Genomic DNA, 16,976 nt, shown 5'->3' with positions numbered 1-16,976 from the left:
GGAGGATGCTCGTAGCCTTCAGCGTCGCCCCGTCCGGTTCCTCCGACACCTCACGCGAGAATCCCGAGGGGTCGGTGCACGACGCCGTGGCCGCCGCGGTCGCCGTCGTGCGTGAGTCGGGTCTGCCCAATCACACCGACGCCATGTTCACCACGATCGAGGGCGACTGGGACGAGGTGATGGCCGTCGTCAAGAACGCCACCGACGCTGCGGGCCGCTACGGCAGCCGCGTCTCGCTGGTCCTGAAGGCGGACATCCGGCCCGGGCATACGGGCGAGCTCACCGGGAAGGTGGAGCGGCTGGAGGCGGCCATCACCGATCAGGAGCAGTACGAGGGCCACTCCTGACCACTGCCGGGCCGGCGTAGTGCAGGTCGGCGCCGGCGCTGTCCCGGGCGAGGCTTTCCGGTGCGCCCGCTCTTCGCTTGCTGCACGTCGATGCATCGGATGGCCGGGCGCCTGACCTTCGGGGTCTTCGCGCGCCGGGGCGTACGGGACCGGGGTCTTCGGATCGCAGATCGACCTCCGGACGGCGCGTCCGGGGCGACACGCCGCACACCGGATCGGAAGTCCCCGGTCCCGACCCATCGGCAGCGACGGGACGGCCACCACACCGCCGCTAGCATGGGAAGCATGCCCTCCACCGCCCGACCGGCCCCGTCCGTCGTCGACGCTGCCGTGCATCCCGCTGCCGTAGGGCGCGCCGGCCGGCAGCCCGCGGTCGACGACGCCACCGTGCATCCCGCTGACGCATGGCCTACCGGCGACCACCTGCCGGGTGAGCAGCCCGCCGGCCAGCAGCCCGCCGTCGCACGAACCGACCTCCGGTGGGGCTGATGGCGAGACCCGCGGGTGCGCACCCCGAGATCGGGGAGTTCCCCATCGACACCGGGACCTGCGAACTCGAGCCCGATCCGTACAACCCGGATGGCTGGGTGCTGCGAATCAACGGCGTGCCCAGCTCCCACATCGATCTCGTGGACCCGCTGCGGCTGGACTTCGAGTACATGCGCTGGATCGCCTCCCTCGTCGACTCGCGCTGGGCCGCTCCGGACCGGCTGCGCGCCCTCCACCTCGGCGGGGGCGCCTGCTCCCTCGCCCGGCGCTTCACGGCGTCGCACCCGCAATCCCGGCAGGTCGTCGTCGAACTCGACGGGCGCCTCGCGGACCTGGTGCGCCGGTGGTTCGATCTGCCGCGGGCGCCCCTCATGCGCATCAGGGTCGGCGAAGCGCGCGCCGTGACGGAGTCGTTGAGCGAGGACAGCCGCGATCTCGTCATCCGGGACGTCTTCGCGGGCAGCACCACACCGGTGTCCCTGACCACGAGGGAGTTCACCCGTGCCGTCCGTCGCCCGCTCGCGCCGGACGGCGTGTACGTCGTCAACTGCGGTGACAGGCCGGATCTCGCGCTGGCCAGGCGTGAGGCGGCGACCATCGGCGCGGAGTTCGCGCACACCGTGATCATCGCCGACCCGGCCATGCTCAAGGGCCGGCGCCTCGGCAACGTGATCATCGCCGGGAGCGACGCACCCCTGGGCACCGACCCGGGGCTGGCACGCGAACTGCTCGGCGGGGGGATGCCGGCGCAGCTCTGGCAGGACGCCCGCGTACGGGCCTTCGCCGCGGGGGCACAGGTCCTGACCGACTGATCAGATCATGGCCTACGCGCGTCGATCCTGCCCGAGGAGCTGCGGTTCGAGCGCGCGGGTACCCTCGCGGAGGGCCTGCACGACGGCGGCCACGGCGGGACGGCGCAACGCGTCCGGGCGCGCCACGAGCCAGTAGTCCAGCTGCTCGGCCACCACGTCGGGCAGGAGCCGCACCAGATCGGCGTGGCGGTCCGCCATGAAGCACGGCAGCAGGCCGATCCCCGCGCCCACGCGGGTGGCCTCCACGTGGACGAAGACATTGGTGCAGCTCAGCGCGTCGCGCATGGCGGGCAGCAGGCGCCGGGGCGTGTCGAGTCCGTCGACCTGCAGCATCGAGTCGATGAAATAGACCAGCGGGTGCGCGAGGACGTCGTCCAGCTCCGACGGCGTCCCGTGCGCCGCCAGGTAGTCCCGTGAGGCGTAGAGGCCCAGCACGTAGGCGCCGAGCCGGATCGCCTCCGCGCGGTGGAGCTGCGGTTCCCCCACCACCACCTCGAAGTCGAGCCCGGTCCGCGTCTGTGAGGCGCGGCGGGTGGTCGCGACGATCTCGACGCTGAGCCCCGGGTTCCCGGTGCGCAGGCGGGCGAAGGCGGGCGCCGCGATGTAGGCGCTGAAACCGTCCGTGGCACTGAGGCGGACGACGCCGCTGAGTGTCCCGGCGTCGTCATCGGTGAGGTGCGCGACGGCGGCGGCGATCTCCGTGGCGGCCGCGACGGCACGCGCGCCGAGCGCCGTCAGCTCCCAGCCGTCCACCGCCCGGGAGAGGACGCGCCCGCCGAGGGCCTTCTCGAGGGCGGCGATCCTGCGGGAGACGGTCGTGTGGTTGAGCCCGAGGGCGTGGGCCGCGGCGGTGTAGCGGCCCGACCGGGCCACGGCCTGCAGGACGAGGAGATCCTGGGCGTTCGGGTCGGCCATGTGTGCAGTATTGCAGAGTGACGGTGCCGAAGTGGTCATTGGAGCGCCCTGGTCCGGCAGAGATACTCGGGAGTGCCGGACCCGTCCCCCGAGCGAGAAGAGGCCAGCCATGAGTCCCGATCCAGACGTGCAGCACGACGCCGGGAGCAGCTCCGCGCAGGGCGATCTCAGCGGGCGCCGCGCCGTCGTCACCGGGGGAGCGAGCGGCATCGGTGCAGCCTGCGCGCGGGCCCTGGCGGCGCGGGGTGCGACGGTGGTGGTCGCCGACCGCGACGAGGACGGTGCCCGGAGTGTCGCCGAGGACCTCGGGGGAGAGTCCTGGGCGGTGGACCTCCTCGACACGATCGCACTGGAGCACCTGTCCCTACGGGCGGACATCCTCGTGAACAATGCCGGCATCCAGGTGGTCAGCCCCATCCAGGACTTCGAGCCGGCCGATTTCCGCCGCATCCAGACCCTCATGGTGGAGGCGCCGTTCCTCCTGATCCGCGCCGCCCTGCCCGGGATGTACGAGCGCGGCTTCGGCCGCATCATCAACATCTCCTCCGTGCACGGCCTGCGCGCCTCGCCGTACAAGTCCGCCTACGTCACGGCCAAGCACGCGCTCGAGGGGCTCTCGAAGGTCACGGCCCTCGAGGGCGGCGAGCACGGCGTCACGAGCAACTGCGTGAACCCCGGATACGTGCGCACACCTCTCGTGGAGGACCAGATCGCCGATCAGGCCCGCCTGCACTCCATCAGCGAGGACGAGGTGATGAACCGGATCATGCTCACCGAGTCGGCGATCAAGCGGCTCGTCGAGCCCCGCGAGGTCGCCTCGGTCGTCGCCTGGCTCGCGGGCGACGACGCCGGGATGGTCACCGGCTCGTCCTACGTCATGGACGGCGGCTGGTCTGCCCGCTGAGAGCCGGGCCCGCACCGGCCCTCAGACGCCGAGCAGTTCTTCGATGGGGCCGAGGCCGAAGAAGACCACGAATGCTGCCGCGACCACCCACATGAGGGGGTGGACCTCGCGGGCACGGCCCTGGATGGCGCGGATCAGCACGAAGGCGATGAAGCCGGCGCCGATGCCGTTCGCGATCGAGTACGTGAACGGCATGAGGGTGAAGGTCAGGAACGCCGGGATGGCCACGCCCCAGTCGTCGAAGTCGATCCGACCCACCTGCGCCACCATCATGAAGCCGACCACCACGAGCGCCGGCGCCACGGCCTCGAACGGGACGAGGCTGATGAGGGGCGTGAAGAACATCGCGAGGAGGAACAGGATCCCCGTGACCACGTTCGCCAGGCCGGTCCGCGCGCCCTCGCCGATGCCGGCGCCGGATTCCACGTAGATCTGGTTCGAGGACACGGATCCGGCGCCGCCGGCCACGGCACCGAGCGCGTCGACCACCAGGACCCGGTCGACGCCGGGGATGTTGCCCTTCGCGTCCACGAGCTTCGCCTCGTTCGCCAGCCCCACCATGGTGCCCATCGCGTCGAAGAAGATGCTGAGCAGGATGGTGAACGTCAGCAGGAGTGCGGCCGTGGCCCCGAGATGGCCGAAGGCGCCGAAGAGACTCACGTTGCCCACGAGGGACAGATCCGGGATCCCCACCCAGGTGCCCGTGGGGAGCTCGGGGACCACGAGGGACCATCCGGCCGGGTTCGGCTCCTCTCCGGGCGACACACTGGGGCCGATGTCGAAGGCGGCCTCGAGGACCACCGCGAGGACCGTGGCGCCGAGCACGCCCATGAGGATCCCGCCACGCACCTTGCGGACCACCAGGGCCATGGTGAGGACGAGGCCGACGACGAAGACGAGCGTGGGCCAGCCGATGAGCACGCCGCCGAAGCCCAGGCCCACCGGTACCGTGGTGTTCGCCGTGTCGGGGATGCGCCGCACGAAGCCCGAGTTCACCAGACCGATCAGGGCGATGAACAGGCCGATCCCCACGACGATCGCCGTCTTGAGGCTTTCCGGGACCGCGTTGAAGACAGCTGTCCGGAAGCCCGTCAGCACGAGCACGAACATGGTCAGGCCCGCGAGCACCACGAGCCCCATGATGTCGGGCCAGGTCAGGCCCGGGTTCGTCGCGACCGTGATGGCGACGAAGGCGTTCACGCCGAGCCCCGTGGCCAGTGCGAACGGGTACTTGGCCCAGGCGCCCATGGCGATGGTGAGGATGCCGGCCACGAGGGCCGTCACAGCCGCGACGCGGCCGAGGCCGAGCTCGGTGCCCGCAGAATCCGCCCCGGCGAGGATGAGCGGGTTGAGGACCACGATGTAGCTCATGGCGAAGAAGGTCGCCAGGCCGCCGCGGAGCTCACGGGAGAACGTCGACCCGCGCTGCGTGACGGAGAAGTAGCGGTCCAGCGCGGAACCAGTTCTGGGCATGGGCGATCCTAGGGCGGAGGAGGGCGGGCGTCGACGCCAGACATCCTATCCCGGCCCCGCCCTGACCACCGGTTCGTGACGCCGCCCCGCGCATCCGCCGCGACCGGCTCCGCAGCGGCGGAGGGCCCGTGCGCCGGGGCCTCCGCGTAGGGTTGGAGCATGCCTGCCTCCCTCTCCCCGCGCGTCCTGCACCCGTCCACGTCGAGGCACCACCGTCGTCCCGGGCGCCGTGGTTCCGGGCGCCGTCGTCCCGTGGCCGCCGTGAACACCGTGGTCGCCGCCGTCCTGGCCCTCCTCCTCGCGACGGTGATGCTCCTCGGGGCGGGTGGCGCGGCAGTCGCGCACGACGAGCTGACCGGTACCGTCCCGGCGGAGGGCGCCACCGTGGCCGTCCTGCCACCGAGCGTGGAGCTCAGCTTCACCAGCGTGCCCTCCGGTATCGGGGCGCAGGTGGAGGTCCTCGACGGGTCCGGCGAGGACTGGGCCGAGGGGCCCGTGCAGATCGTGGACCGCACGGCCACGCAGGCCCTGCGTGCGGACGCCCCGGCCGGCGAGTACACGGTCTCCTGGCGCGTGGTCAGCTCGGATTCCCACCCCATCGAGGGGGTCTTCTCGTTCACCACCCAGCAGGGCTCGACGGCGTCGCTCGACTCGATCACCACGGCCGGCCCGGCGGAGGTGCAGGACGAGCCTGCGGCCGGGTCGCAGACCGCGGGCGTCAGCGACTTCCCCTGGAGCATCGTGCTGATGATCACGGCACTCGTGGTGATCGTCGGCGTCCTGGCCTTCACCGCGCGCAAGCGCCTCGGCGGCAGCCGGTAACTCCGGGGACCGACGTTCAGGCGCTCAGCGGTGTGGTCCCGGCGGGCGGAGCGGTGTGGTGCGCCGTCGCCGGTCCCCCCGTGGCGATGGCGTCGCTGACGAGCTTGGCCTGGCGCACGATCTCCCGCGTGGTGGGGGTCAGTGGCTCACCGACCCCGATCAGATGGAGACCGATGCTGCGCAGCGTCGTCCTCAGATCCTTCCCGACGGCGACGCCCATGGCCCTGAGGAACCGGCGCAGCTCGTTCTGCGGGTACTTCGTCAGGACCACGTGGTCGGCGAGCAGGACGCCATCGGCCGTCTGCACCGCCCACTGTTTCCGGCCGAGGCGTGCGGCGATGAGGGAGGGATGGCCGATGATGCTCAGCTGCCCGGCCACGGTGCTCTGGCGCACGTCGAGGCAGTGGGCCGAGGCGTAGCCGCGCAGGAGGCGCATGAGCTCGGTGCGCTCCGACAGCGACGCGGCGTCCGCCAGCACGGTGCGCATGGTGCCCGAGTCGGAGCACTCCAGGGCCTCGACGACGATCGATTCGACGCCGCGCCGGCTCAGCTCGCTCGCGACGGCGAGGCCGGACAGGCCGGAGCCGATCACCACGGTACTGGTCTGCTCCGCTGGCCCGCACGTGCCTGATGCACGGCGCGCAGCGTCGAACGGCAAGGGAATCACCGGGATACCTCCACAGGAAAGCCATGGTCCCGTACGGCCCGGCGCCTCTTCCGGGCCGTACGGACTCTTGATTGCGAACGGGTCAACCAAGAGCACTACGCACGGCAGGTCCCCGGTCGGGATGACCGGACCCCCCCGCCACGGGTTCCTGCAGCCTATATAACTTTTCGGACACTTGATAGACCGATCTTCTGCTGTGGGTTACAAAGGGGGGACCGGCCGCGCGAGGCGGTGGGGACACGCGACCGAGGGAGGCCTGTCGTGGGCAACGGGCATGCAGAGGGATCGTCGCAGTCACCGGCGCAGCACGGGATCGTCGTCGGGGTGGACGGCTCGGACCAGGGGACGTGCGCCCTGCTGTGGGCGGCGGCGGAGGCGCGCCGGCGCCGCACCCCGCTGTACGTGGTGACGGCGTACACCGTCCCGGTCTTCGCGGCCTCGAGCATGGATGCGGGGTACGCGATCGTCGACGACGACGTCATCAGGGACAGTGCGCAGGCCGTCCTGGACGGCGCACTGGCCCAGGTGCAGCACCTGGACGTCGACGTGCGGCCGAGGATCGAGACGGGCGATGCGGCAGGAGTCCTCCTGGACCTCTCCGAGCAGGCGGAACTGATGGTGGTGGGTTCGCGTGGCCGTGGTGGATTCGTGGGGCGCCTCCTCGGGTCGGTCAGCAGCGCCCTGCCCGCGCACGCCAAGTGCCCGACGGCGATCATCCCCGTCTGCGCCTCGGCGCGACTCGGGCACCCGGAACTGGGCAGCACCCCGGGCAGGGACGCCGGCACGCAGCCCACGGCTGTCGAGCCGATCGTCGTGGTCGGGGTAGACGGTTCGGAGCAGGCCCGCATGGCATCGCTGGTCGCCGCCGAGGAAGCGCGGTCCAGGGGTCTGGCCCTCCGCGTGATCTGCTCGGTGGCGCCCTTCAGCGGGTCGCTCTCCTGGGTCCCGGCTCCGGTGGACAGGGAGGCACTCCACGCGGATCTCGCCGTGCAGCTCACAGCCGGGCAGCACTGGCTGAAGAGCCACTTCCCGGACGTGGACATCCACGTGGATCTCGTGGACGGGTCACCGGCCGAGGTCCTGATCGAGGCGTCGGCGACCTCGGAGCTGCTCGTGGTCGGTACGCGGGGTCGCGGCGGCTTCACCGGGATGCTCGTGGGCTCGACGAGCCAGGCAGTGCTGCACCACGCGCGCGGGCCGGTGCTGGTGGTCCCGGACAGGGCGGACCCCCGGCTCGAGGACCGGGACTCCTTCGGGCCCATGATCGCCCCTGCCGGCTGACGTCGGGTGACCCGGTCGGGCGCCGTCAGCCCCAGCCGAGGTCGTGGAGACGTTCGTCGGAGATGCCGAAGTGGTGGGCGATCTCGTGGACGACCGTCACCAGGATCTCCTCCACGAGTTCCTCCCTGGAGTCGCAGAGCCTCATGAGCGGCCCACGGAAGATGCTGATGCGGTCCGGGAGCGAGCCCGCGTCCCACCACGCGTCCCGCTCGGTCAGCGGAGTGCCTTCGTAGAGCCCCAGGAGCTGTGTGTCCGCGGGCTCGGCGGGGCCGGGCTCGTACTCCTCCACCACGAAGATGGCCACGTTGTCCATGGACTGCGCGAGATCGTCGGGGATGCGGTCGATCGCGTCGTCGACCGCCTCCTCGAACTCGGTCAGGCTCATCTCGAAGGGCACGCCCTGATCGTACCGACCTCGGCGTGGCCCACCTCGCCCGGACAGGGAGCGGACCCTGGCGCGACGTGCGGCGGCGGCGGAACGGCGTCCTCGATGATTTTGTGTAATCGGTGATCTGGACCTATAGTTCTGTAGGTCCACGCCAGGGAATGATCCTTCGGAAATGCTTGCCGTCCGATGAACAGCACGACCTCTGGATGGTCAAGGCCCCCATCGTTTAGCGGCCTAGGACACCGCCCTTTCACGGCGGCAGCACGGGTTCGAATCCCGTTGGGGGTACGCATGGGTGGCCCTCACGGGCGGTCGATCGGAGCAGTAAGTGCTGGTAGGCTGAAGCTCGTGCAAAACGGCACATGAAGTTAGCAAGGCCCTGTAGCGCAGTTGGTTAGCGCGCCGCCCTGTCACGGCGGAGGTCGCGGGTTCAAGTCCCGTCAGGGTCGCTCAGGCGGCTGGATCCCCTCGCGGATGCAGCTCGCGCTGGATACGGTGATCATCGGCACGATGGTCGCAAGGCTCTGTAGCTCAGTTGGTAGAGCGTTCGACTGAAAATCGAAAGGTCACCGGATCGACGCCGGTCGGAGCCACCGCTGAAGACCCCGCTGTTCCCCACGGAGCGCGGGGTTTTTTCGTGCCGTCCCCGTCCCGCGGCCCAGCGGCGACACCAGCACGTCGACGGCACTGCCTCCCCGCCGACGCCTCTCCCAGCCAACGCCGGGATTGGACCAGTAGCATCGCGGTACCCGCGCCGGGGGCCGCCCCGGATGCGGCACCGTGGGGACGGGTCCGGCTCCGTGTGACCGATCCCGGCGTCGAGACGAAAGGGCTTCCGTGAGAATCCTGCATCCCGTCGTCGGTCTCTGCCTCCTGGCCGTGGTCCTGACCGGATGCAGTCAGGAAGCGGGTCCACCGGCCGGGGCCACGCTCACCATGCCCGCCGAACCCCACGTGGCGCCGCCGGACGGCGGGACGGCCGAGGATGACGCCCCCGCTGCCCCGGTTCCCGATGCCGCGGTCCCCGAGGGTGGCGCCTCCGGGTCCGGGAGCACCGGACCGTCGACGGAAGCCGGGCCTTCCCCCCACTGCGTGATCGTCGCCGGCGGGCTCACCACGGCCGTGCTGGCGCCCCTGGGCCTGCGCTCCTCCGAGGACCACGGGCGGATGGTGGAACTCGAGCAGGAACTCCTCGACCTCCGGGACAAGCTCCCCGCGGACCTGCAGGACGACTTCGAGGTCCTCGCGCACTCGGTCGAGGCGCCGCCCACGGGCTCGGGCACCTTCGACGAGGCAGCCTTCCGGCGCGCCATGGAACCAGTACAGGACTGGCTCGGGCAGCACTGCGAGCACCCCTGACCGGGTGCTCCACGGGGCGGTGGGACCGCCCGTCCGGCGGACGCATCCCGGGAGCATGAGGCAGCAGACTTGTCCCGCCGCGCAGGGTGAGGCGGGTCACAGTTGCGTATCGATACGCCTGACGGCAGGATCTCTGTTGTCGCATGCGATGTAAGCGCTTACTGTGACGATACGTAATCAGGAACAAGCGGCGCAGCAGCGGGGCGGCAGCAGTACACGGGCACCCCGGAGAGCACTGTGGACCGCAGGACGAAGGAGTCTGTGCAATGGCGAGAATTCGCTCACGGAAGTTGACCCTGCCCATCGCGGCCCTCAGCGTCTCCCTGCTGGCCCTCGCCGGCTGCGGGGACGGAGGATCGGACGACGCCGGAGGATCCGGCGACACGGACTGCGCCGACTACGAGTCCTACGGGACGTTCGAGGACGCGGAGGTCAGTGTCTACTCGACCATCGTCGACATCGAGGCCGAGAGGCTGGAGAACTCCTGGACGGACTTCGCCGAGTGCACGGGGATCGACGTCGCCTATGAGGGTTCCAAGGAGTTCGAGACCCAGATCGGCGTCCGCGCCCAGGGCGGCACCGCCCCGGATCTCGCCATCTTCCCGCAGCCCGGGCTGCTGGCGGCCCAGGCGTCCAACCTGGTCCCCGCTCCCCAGGAGGTCTCCGACCTCGTGGACGAGAACTGGTCGGAGGACTGGAAGAACTACGGCACGATCGATGGCACCTTCTACGCCGCGCCGATGCTCGCGAACGTCAAGGGCTACGTCTGGTACGTCCCGGCGACGTTCGAGGAGAAGGGCTGGGAGATCCCGGCCACCTGGGACGAGATGATGGAGCTGACCGAGAAGATCGCAGCCGACGAACCGGACATGAAGCCCTGGTGCGCCGGTTTCGAGTCCGGGGAGGCCACGGGCTGGCCCGGGACGGACTGGGTGGAGGACGCCGTCCTGCGCGCCAACGGCCCCGAGGTGTATGACCAGTGGGTGGCGCACGAGATCCCCTTCGACGATCCGCAGATCGTCGAGTCGTTCGACCGCGTCGGTGAGATCCTGAAGGACGACAAGTACGTCAACGGCGGCTTCGGTGATGTGCGCTCCATCCTCTCCACCCCGTTCGCCGACGCAGGCCAGCCCGTCCTCGACGGCACGTGCGCCATGCACCACCAGGCCTCGTTCCAGGCCAACAACTGGCCGGAGGAGACCGTGGTGGCCGAGGACGGCGATGTCTGGGCGTTCATGACGCCTCCGATCGACGAGTCCATGGGCACCGCGATCACCGGCGGCGGTGAGCTGATCGGCGCGTACGCCGACCGCCCGGAGGTCCAGGCGTTGCAGCAGTACCTGGCCAGCGCCGAGTTCGCCAACGCCCGTGTGTCGCAGGGTGGAGCCATCAGCGCCAACAAGGGGCTCGATCCGGAGATCGCGCAGTCGGACCTCGATCGCCAGTCGATCGAACTCCTGCAGGATCCGGACACGGTCTTCCGCTTCGACGGCTCGGACCTGATGCCCGGCGCGGTCGGCGCCAACTCCTTCTGGAGCGGCATCGTGAACTGGATCAACGGCTCCTCCACGGACGAGATCACGAAGTCCGTCGAGGACAGCTGGCCCTCCTCCTGACCTGCCGACGGTCGGTGCCGGCGCCCTGAACGGCCCGGTACCGATCGTCGTCGACGGACCAGGGCGCTCCCTCCGGGCGGCGCGCCCTGGTCCGTTCCCGGGTCACCCGACAAGCGCGCCAAGGAGGCTGTGCTGTGGAAGAAATTGCAGACAAGGGCATACAGGTGGTGGTGGGGCTCGCCATCTTCACGGCGATCATCGGCCTGATCATGCTCGTCGTGGACCGCGCTCCGAAGAGCGGGCGCGAGAAGATCCAAGTCGCGGCCTTCCTGGCTCCGGCGCTGGTGCTCCTCGCCGTCGGACTGGTGTTCCCGGCGCTCCAGACCTCCTACCTGTCGCTGACGAACCGCGACGGCGACTTCGTCGGACTCGAGAACTTCGCCTGGCTGTTCACCCAGCCCGAGGCCCTGGTGACCCTGAGGAACACCCTCATCTGGGTGGTGCTCGTTCCCCTGCTGGCCTCCTCGATCGGCCTCGCCTACGCCGTGTTCATCGACCGGGCGCGCGGCGAGAAGGCCCTGAAGGCGCTCGTCTTCATGCCGATGGCCATCTCCTTCGTGGGAGCCGGCGTCATCTGGCGCTTCGTCTACGCCTACAAGGGCGCGGGGCAGGACCAGATCGGACTGCTCAACCAGATCCTCGTCTGGCTCGGCCAGGAGCCCAGGCAGTTCCTGCTCGACGCCCCGGCGAACACGTTCTTCCTCATCGCCGTGATGATCTGGATCCAGACGGGATTCGCCATGGTGGTCCTCTCCGCGGCCATCAAGGGGATCCCCACCGAGATCGTCGAGGCGGCGAGGCTCGACGGCGCCAGCGCATGGCAGCAGTTCCGGAACGTCACCATCCCGACCATCCGGGGCTCGCTGATCGTGGTCGTCACCACGATCACCATCGGCACGCTGAAGGTGTTCGACATCGTGCGGACCATGACGGCGGGCCAGTACGAGACCTCGGTCGTCGCCAATGAGATGTACACCCAGGCGTTCCGGGCGGGAGAGCCCGGACGGGGCGCCGCGCTGGCCCTCGTCCTGTTCCTGATGGTGCTTCCCGTGGTGGTCTACAACGCCCGGCTGCTCCGCAAGCAGAAGGAGATCCGATGAGCACCGTGCCCGTGGAGAACAGGAAGGACCTCCTGCCCGAGGTCAAGGACGACGCAACGCAGGGCAGGTCCACCCAGCAGAAGCGGGTGAAGCAGAAGCTGACCTCGAGGCGGGCCACGGCGGCGGCGATCATCATCGCCGTCATCTGGACCATCCCCACGTTCGGGCTCCTCGTCTCCTCGTTCCGCCCCGAGGCGAACATCAAGGGCAACGGCTGGTGGAACGTCCTCACGGACCGGCAGTTCACGCTGGAGAACTACGCCGATGTGCTCAGCCCGGGCGGGAGCCAGTCGCCCAATCTGCTCTCGTACTTCGTCAACTCCCTGGCGATCGTGATCCCGGGAACGATCTTCACCCTGGTGCTGGGATCCATGGCGGCCTACATGTTCGCCTGGGGCCGGTTCCGGGGCAAGGACGGCCTGTTCATCTTCGTCTTCGCACTGCAGATCGTCCCGCTCCAGATGGCACTCATCCCGCTGCTGCAGCTGTTCACGAAGGTCCTGGCGATCGGCGACTTCCAGCTCCTGCCGAGCGGTACCTACGCGCAGCTCTGGGTGGCGCACACCATCTTCGGTCTGCCGCTGGCGATCTTCCTCCTGCACAACTTCATCGCGGAGATACCGGGAGAGGTCATCGAGGCGGCGCGGGTGGACGGCGCCGGTCACAGCACCATCTTCTGGCGGATCATCGTCCCGCTCGCGACGCCTGCTCTCGCCTCCTTCGGGATCTTCCAGTTCCTCTGGCTCTGGAACGACCTCCTCGTGGCCCTCGTGTTCTCCGGGGGCGGGGCGGACGTCGCCCCCATCACGCAGCGCCTGGCGGAGCTCCAGGGCTCGCGCGGCGGGGAGTGGCAGCGCCTCACGGCCGGCGCATTCGTGTCGATCGTGGTCCCGCTCGCCGTCTTCTTCGGACTGCAGCGCTACTTCGTCCGCGGCCTGCTGGCAGGCGGGTTGAAGGGCTGAGACATGATCGGCATCGACGACGTCGCCGCCTCGCTCGGGGTCTCCACGGCCACGGTGTCGAGAGCGTTGCGCGGACTGCCGGGGGTGGCCGAGGAGACCCGTGCACGGGTCGCCACGGCGGCGGCGGCCCTCGGCTACGTGCCGTCGTCGGCGGCGCGGGGGCTCGCGACCGGCAGGACCATGGCGATGGGGGTGCTGGTCCCCGCCATCAACCGGTGGTACTTCTCCGCCGTGCTCGACGGGATCGACCGAAGGCTGCGCGCGGCGGGCTACGACCTCATCGTGTTCAGTCTGGGTGGCATCGGCGCCAATCGAGAGCGCGTGTTCCACCGCTCCATCCTCAGGAAGCGCATCGACGCCCTCCTGGTCATGTGCATGCACCTGACGGAGGAGGAGCGGCTGGCCCTGCAGGAGCTCGAGTACCCGAGCATCTCGGTGGGCGGCGCGGTGGAGGGTGTGCGGCACGTCGGGATCGATGATGCCCGGGCCGCCGCGGACGCGGTGGAGTACCTGATCTCACTGGGGCACACGAGGATCGCCCACATGCGCGGGGGCGGATCCTTCGACATCGACTTCGAGGTGCCGCGCCTGCGTGAGCAGGCGTTCCGGAGGACCATGCACCTCCACGGCCTCCCCGTCCGCGAGGAGTGGTCCGCGTTCGGCGACTTCCGGTTCACCACAGCGAGGGTCGCAGCACTCACGTTGCTCGCCGATCCGAAAGACCGGCCGACGGCGGTGTTCTGCTCCTCCGACGAGATGGCCTTCGGCGTGCTGCGGGCGGCCGCCGAACTCGGGATCCGCGTCCCGGGGGAGCTGTCGGTGATCGGGATCGACGACCACGAGTTCGCCGAGCCCATGGGCCTGACCACCATCCGGCAGGATCCCGAGGACCAGGGAGCCTTCGCCGCCGATCTCCTGCTCGGGGAGCTGACCCGCGGCGCCGCCGCGGACTATCCGCCGTCCCGACCGCACGCGCTGGTGGAGCGGGCATCGACCGGGCGGGTCGGGCCCTGAGGCGGCTGCACCATCATGCCGGGCGGAAGCTTCCGGGCCACGTGCCTGTGAGGAGCATGACGTGCGAGCCCCGCGCCGGGGCGGTGGGGGTCAGGAGGCGCGGGCGAGCTGGCGGATCGGGATCCACCGCGACGCCAGGCGTCGGTAGGACGCCGCCGCGCCCAGCATGTCCGCCTCCGCGAGGCTCTCGATGCCCAGCCGCACATCGGAGGGCGAGTCGTCGGGGAACACGCGCTCGGCCACCGGACCGTAGTCCACCTCGACCACGGCGTCCCGCCGGAACACCTCCAGCCAGTCGAGGATCTCGGTGATCTCGTCGAGCAGGTCCATCTCCGGTGCCGCCACCGCGAGGTGGGCGATCGAGCGCCGGCCACGATCGATGCAGTCGCCGATGCGTGCGGTGACCCGGACCGTCTGCACCCGTCCGTCGTCCTCGACCACCTCGGTGAGGTCGTCCTCGTGGATGAGTGCGAACCAGGCGAAGGGGACCCCCCATGTGGCCGACCGGGTGTGCAGCTTGGCGGCCGAGTCGGCGAAGGTGTCCTGGTCGAGCCTGGCCTGGTGGGCCTCGCGGGCGGCCTCCGGGACCAGGACGTCGATCAGCGGGCCGCGGAGGCTCTGACCGAGCGATTCCGCCGCGAGCGTGGTCCGGACGGCGAGCTGGTTGGGGCAGTAGTACGGGGCCGTCGCCCCGCTCGGTCCGGGGAAGTGCGTGGTGCGCACGAGATCGGTCTCATGGTGCGGGAACGGATCCGAGAGCGTGCGCAGGATCCTGCGCAGCGACTGCTCGTGCTCGATCGAATCGGTCCGGTGCCGTTCGCGGCCGCGCTGGGCGAGGATCGCGAGCTGCTGGGCGTCGGAGAAGGCCTCGAGCGGCTCGTAGACGCGCAGGTAGGAGACGTAGGGGAAGGACTGGGCGCCACCGGCGAGCGGGTTCACGGCCCGCTGAGCTCCACGATCACGGGCGCATGGTCCGAGGCGCCCTTGCCCTTGCGTTCCTCGCGGTCCACGGAGGCGCCGGTGACGCGCTCGGCCAGGGCAGGGGAGCCGAGGACGAAGTCGATGCGCATGCCCTCCTTATTGGGGAAGCGCAGCTGCTTGTAGTCCCAGTAGGTGTAGAGGCCGGGACCCGGCGTGTAGGGGCGCGCCACATCGGCGAAGCCCGCATCGAGGAACGACTGGAAAGCCGAGCGCTCCGGAGGGCTGACGTGGGTGTACCCGCCGTCCACGAAGAGGTCGATGTCCCAGACGTCGTCGTCCTGCGGTGCGATGTTCCAGTCACCCATGAGCGCCAGCTGGGCACCCGGGTCCTCCGAGACCCACCGCTCGGCGTTGCCCCGGAGGGTGTCGAGCCACTCGATCTTGTAGGGCATGTGCGGGTCGTCGAGGGCGCGCCCGTTCGGTACGTACAGGCTCCACACGCGGATCCCGCCGCAGGTGGCGCCGATCGCCCGGGCCTCCTGGACGGCGTCCTGCCCCGGCTTGCCGAAGGCGGGCTGGTCCGGGAACGTGCGCTCGACGTCGTCGAGCCCCACCCGGGACGCGATGGCCACGCCGTTCCACTGGCTGAACCCGAAGTGCGCCACCTCGAACCCGCTGTTCTCGAACAGGTCCCAGGGGAAGTTCTCGTCCTTGCACTTCGTCTCCTGGATGGCCAGGACGTCGACGTCGGACCTCCCGAGCCAGGCTTCGACGCGATCTGCACGGGCACGGAGGGAATTGACGTTCCAGGTCGCGATCTTCACGGTGTCCACGTTACCAACGGCCCCTACGGCTCCCGCCACCAGGAATCGAGGATGCTCACGGGCACCGTGCGCTTGTGCCGTGTGGTCCGGTAGCGGTGCTCGATCTTCTCGGCCGCCCCGACAGCGACCTCGCGGCCCTCGAGGTAGTCGTCGATCTGGTCGTAGGTGAGCCCGAGTTCCTGCTCGTCGGTCCGGCCCGGGGAATCGTCGAGCAGATCCGCCGTCGGGATCTTGTCGTACAGGGCGGCCGGAGCTCCGAGCTCCTTGAGCACGGCTCTGTTCTGGCGCTTGTCGAGGCCGTACAGCGGCAGGATGTCCGCACCGCCGTCGCCGAACTTGGTGAAGAAGCCCGTCACGGACTCGGCCGCATGGTCCGTCCCGATGACGAGCAGGTTGCGCTGGCCCGCGATCGCGTACTGCGCCACCATGCGGACGCGCGCCTTCGCGTTGCCCTTGGTGAAGTCGGAGATCGGCTCGCCCGTCGCGTCCGTGTACTCCTGCTCGACGCCGTCGACGGCCGGCGCCACGTTGAACACCTGCGAGCTGCGAGGCGCGATGAACGCCAGGGCGGCCTGTGCGTCGTCCTCGTCGAGCTGCACCTGGTAGGGCAGCCGCACGGCCACGAAGTCGGCGTCGACGCCCTCGGCGCGGAGCTCGTCGACGGCGAGCTGGGCGAGCTTGCCGGCGAGGGTGGAGTCGAGCCCCCCACTGATGCCGAGCACGAAGCCACGGGTGCCCGTGGCGCGGAGGTAGTCCTTCAGGAACGACACCCGACGACGGATCTCCGCCGCGGGATCGATGGTGGGCTCGACGCCCAGGGCCCGGATGATCTCTGCCTGCATGTCACGCATGGTCCAAGGCTACTCGTGCCGGGTTGCTCGTTCCGAGCCCGCGGGGCTGGTCCGATCCCACCGAAGCCGGTCCCGGGGACTTCGGTGCTCGCGGCGGGTCTATCCGGGGACTTTGCTGCTCGCGGGGGGCCTATCCGGGGACTTTGCTGCTGCCGAAGGCGTGTCGCTCCACGACACGCCGGCGCAGCGTCTCCGTCGACGTCGAAACCCCCTGGCGTGCACGCTACGGGG

Annotated in this window: 18 protein-coding genes and 3 tRNA genes; 14 read left to right on the top strand and 7 right to left on the bottom strand. The window is 69.9% G+C overall.

What is annotated here, in order from left to right:
* Positions 1–5 precede the first annotated feature (5 nt).
* From Q0747_RS03385 to Q0747_RS03375, 3 genes are all read left to right on the top strand, one after another.
* Complete coding sequence (locus Q0747_RS03385) at positions 6–347, top strand: thiamine-binding protein (RefSeq protein WP_298251854.1); 342 nt, start codon at positions 6–8, stop codon at positions 345–347.
* Positions 348–632: 285 nt separating this feature from the next.
* The gene (locus Q0747_RS03380; protein ID WP_298251853.1) at positions 633–836 is read left to right on the top strand and encodes a hypothetical protein; all 204 of its coding nucleotides are present in this window, start codon (positions 633–635) and stop codon (positions 834–836) included.
* On the top strand, positions 836–1,648 hold the full coding sequence (locus tag Q0747_RS03375) for a spermidine synthase (protein WP_298251852.1): 813 nt from the start codon (positions 836–838) through the stop codon (positions 1,646–1,648). Before Q0747_RS03380 ends, Q0747_RS03375 begins: the two co-directional genes overlap by 1 nt.
* A gap of 12 nt (positions 1,649–1,660) precedes the next feature.
* Here Q0747_RS03375 and Q0747_RS03370 read toward each other — a convergent pair whose 3' ends face one another.
* The gene (locus tag Q0747_RS03370; protein ID WP_298251851.1) at positions 1,661–2,563 is read right to left on the bottom strand and encodes a LysR family transcriptional regulator; all 903 of its coding nucleotides are present in this window, start codon (positions 2,561–2,563) and stop codon (positions 1,661–1,663) included.
* Positions 2,564–2,672: 109 nt separating this feature from the next.
* On the opposite strand from Q0747_RS03370, the gene Q0747_RS03365 reads away from it, so the two are divergent.
* Entirely contained in the window at positions 2,673–3,467 is a 795-nt protein-coding gene (locus Q0747_RS03365) for a 3-hydroxybutyrate dehydrogenase (RefSeq protein ID WP_298251850.1), read from the top strand.
* A 21-nt stretch (positions 3,468–3,488) separates the two neighbouring features.
* On the opposite strand, the gene Q0747_RS03360 is transcribed toward Q0747_RS03365, so the two are convergent.
* Positions 3,489–4,940: an NCS2 family permease gene (locus tag Q0747_RS03360; protein ID WP_298251849.1), complete on the bottom strand. Its 1,452-nt coding sequence runs from the start codon at positions 4,938–4,940 to the stop codon at positions 3,489–3,491.
* Between the two features lie 159 nt (positions 4,941–5,099).
* On the opposite strand from Q0747_RS03360, the gene Q0747_RS03355 reads away from it, so the two are divergent.
* Positions 5,100–5,762, top strand: a complete 663-nt coding sequence (locus tag Q0747_RS03355; protein WP_298251848.1) for a copper resistance CopC family protein — start codon at positions 5,100–5,102, stop codon at positions 5,760–5,762.
* Positions 5,763–5,778: 16 nt separating this feature from the next.
* On the opposite strand, the gene Q0747_RS03350 is transcribed toward Q0747_RS03355, so the two are convergent.
* Complete coding sequence (locus Q0747_RS03350) at positions 5,779–6,429, bottom strand: FAD-dependent monooxygenase (protein ID WP_298251847.1); 651 nt, start codon at positions 6,427–6,429, stop codon at positions 5,779–5,781.
* Between the two features lie 261 nt (positions 6,430–6,690).
* On the opposite strand from Q0747_RS03350, the gene Q0747_RS03345 reads away from it, so the two are divergent.
* Positions 6,691–7,710, top strand: coding sequence for a universal stress protein (locus Q0747_RS03345; protein ID WP_298251846.1), 1,020 nt, complete (start codon positions 6,691–6,693; stop codon positions 7,708–7,710).
* 25 nt (positions 7,711–7,735) lie between these two features.
* Here Q0747_RS03345 and Q0747_RS03340 read toward each other — a convergent pair whose 3' ends face one another.
* Positions 7,736–8,095: a metallopeptidase family protein gene (locus tag Q0747_RS03340; RefSeq protein ID WP_298252264.1), complete on the bottom strand. Its 360-nt coding sequence runs from the start codon at positions 8,093–8,095 to the stop codon at positions 7,736–7,738.
* Between the two features lie 218 nt (positions 8,096–8,313).
* On the opposite strand from Q0747_RS03340, the gene Q0747_RS03335 reads away from it, so the two are divergent.
* The 8 genes from Q0747_RS03335 to Q0747_RS03300 all read left to right on the top strand — a co-directional run bounded on the left by Q0747_RS03335 (position 8,314) and on the right by Q0747_RS03300 (position 14,149).
* Positions 8,314–8,386: transfer RNA gene (locus Q0747_RS03335), tRNA-Glu, on the top strand.
* Positions 8,387–8,473: 87 nt separating this feature from the next.
* Positions 8,474–8,547: transfer RNA gene (locus Q0747_RS03330), tRNA-Asp, on the top strand.
* Between the two features lie 71 nt (positions 8,548–8,618).
* Positions 8,619–8,691, top strand: a tRNA-Phe gene (locus Q0747_RS03325).
* A 244-nt stretch (positions 8,692–8,935) separates the two neighbouring features.
* Positions 8,936–9,457 (top strand): hypothetical protein, encoded by a 522-nt coding sequence (locus Q0747_RS03320; RefSeq protein ID WP_298251845.1) that lies wholly within the window; start codon positions 8,936–8,938, stop codon positions 9,455–9,457.
* 266 nt (positions 9,458–9,723) lie between these two features.
* On the top strand, positions 9,724–11,073 hold the full coding sequence (locus Q0747_RS03315) for an ABC transporter substrate-binding protein (RefSeq protein WP_298251844.1): 1,350 nt from the start codon (positions 9,724–9,726) through the stop codon (positions 11,071–11,073).
* 134 nt (positions 11,074–11,207) lie between these two features.
* Positions 11,208–12,173: a carbohydrate ABC transporter permease gene (locus Q0747_RS03310; protein WP_298251843.1), complete on the top strand. Its 966-nt coding sequence runs from the start codon at positions 11,208–11,210 to the stop codon at positions 12,171–12,173.
* Positions 12,170–13,135, top strand: a complete 966-nt coding sequence (locus tag Q0747_RS03305; RefSeq protein WP_298251842.1) for a carbohydrate ABC transporter permease — start codon at positions 12,170–12,172, stop codon at positions 13,133–13,135. Before Q0747_RS03310 ends, Q0747_RS03305 begins: the two co-directional genes overlap by 4 nt.
* Before the next feature lie 3 nt (positions 13,136–13,138).
* Complete coding sequence (locus Q0747_RS03300) at positions 13,139–14,149, top strand: LacI family DNA-binding transcriptional regulator (protein ID WP_298251841.1); 1,011 nt, start codon at positions 13,139–13,141, stop codon at positions 14,147–14,149.
* Between the two features lie 90 nt (positions 14,150–14,239).
* Here the strand turns inward: Q0747_RS03300 and Q0747_RS03295 are convergent, their stop codons facing one another.
* The 3 genes from Q0747_RS03295 to nadE are packed head-to-tail and all read right to left on the bottom strand — an operon-like array spanning position 14,240 to position 16,745.
* Entirely contained in the window at positions 14,240–15,088 is an 849-nt protein-coding gene (locus Q0747_RS03295) for a hypothetical protein (RefSeq protein ID WP_298251840.1), read from the bottom strand.
* Positions 15,085–15,894 carry an exodeoxyribonuclease III gene (locus tag Q0747_RS03290; RefSeq protein ID WP_298252262.1) on the bottom strand — a complete coding sequence of 270 codons (810 nt, stop codon included), beginning with the start codon at positions 15,892–15,894 and terminating at the stop codon, positions 15,085–15,087. The genes Q0747_RS03295 and Q0747_RS03290 overlap by 4 nt, the downstream gene beginning before the upstream one ends.
* Before the next feature lie 23 nt (positions 15,895–15,917).
* On the bottom strand, positions 15,918–16,745 hold the full coding sequence (nadE, locus tag Q0747_RS03285) for an ammonia-dependent NAD(+) synthetase (protein ID WP_298251839.1): 828 nt from the start codon (positions 16,743–16,745) through the stop codon (positions 15,918–15,920).
* Positions 16,746–16,976: the final 231 nt, after the last annotated feature.

Source organism: uncultured Arthrobacter sp., from assembly GCF_947493765.1.
Taxonomy (GTDB): Bacteria; Actinomycetota; Actinomycetes; order Actinomycetales; family Micrococcaceae; genus Arthrobacter_D.
This window is presented reverse-complemented; position numbering and strand designations above follow the sequence as displayed.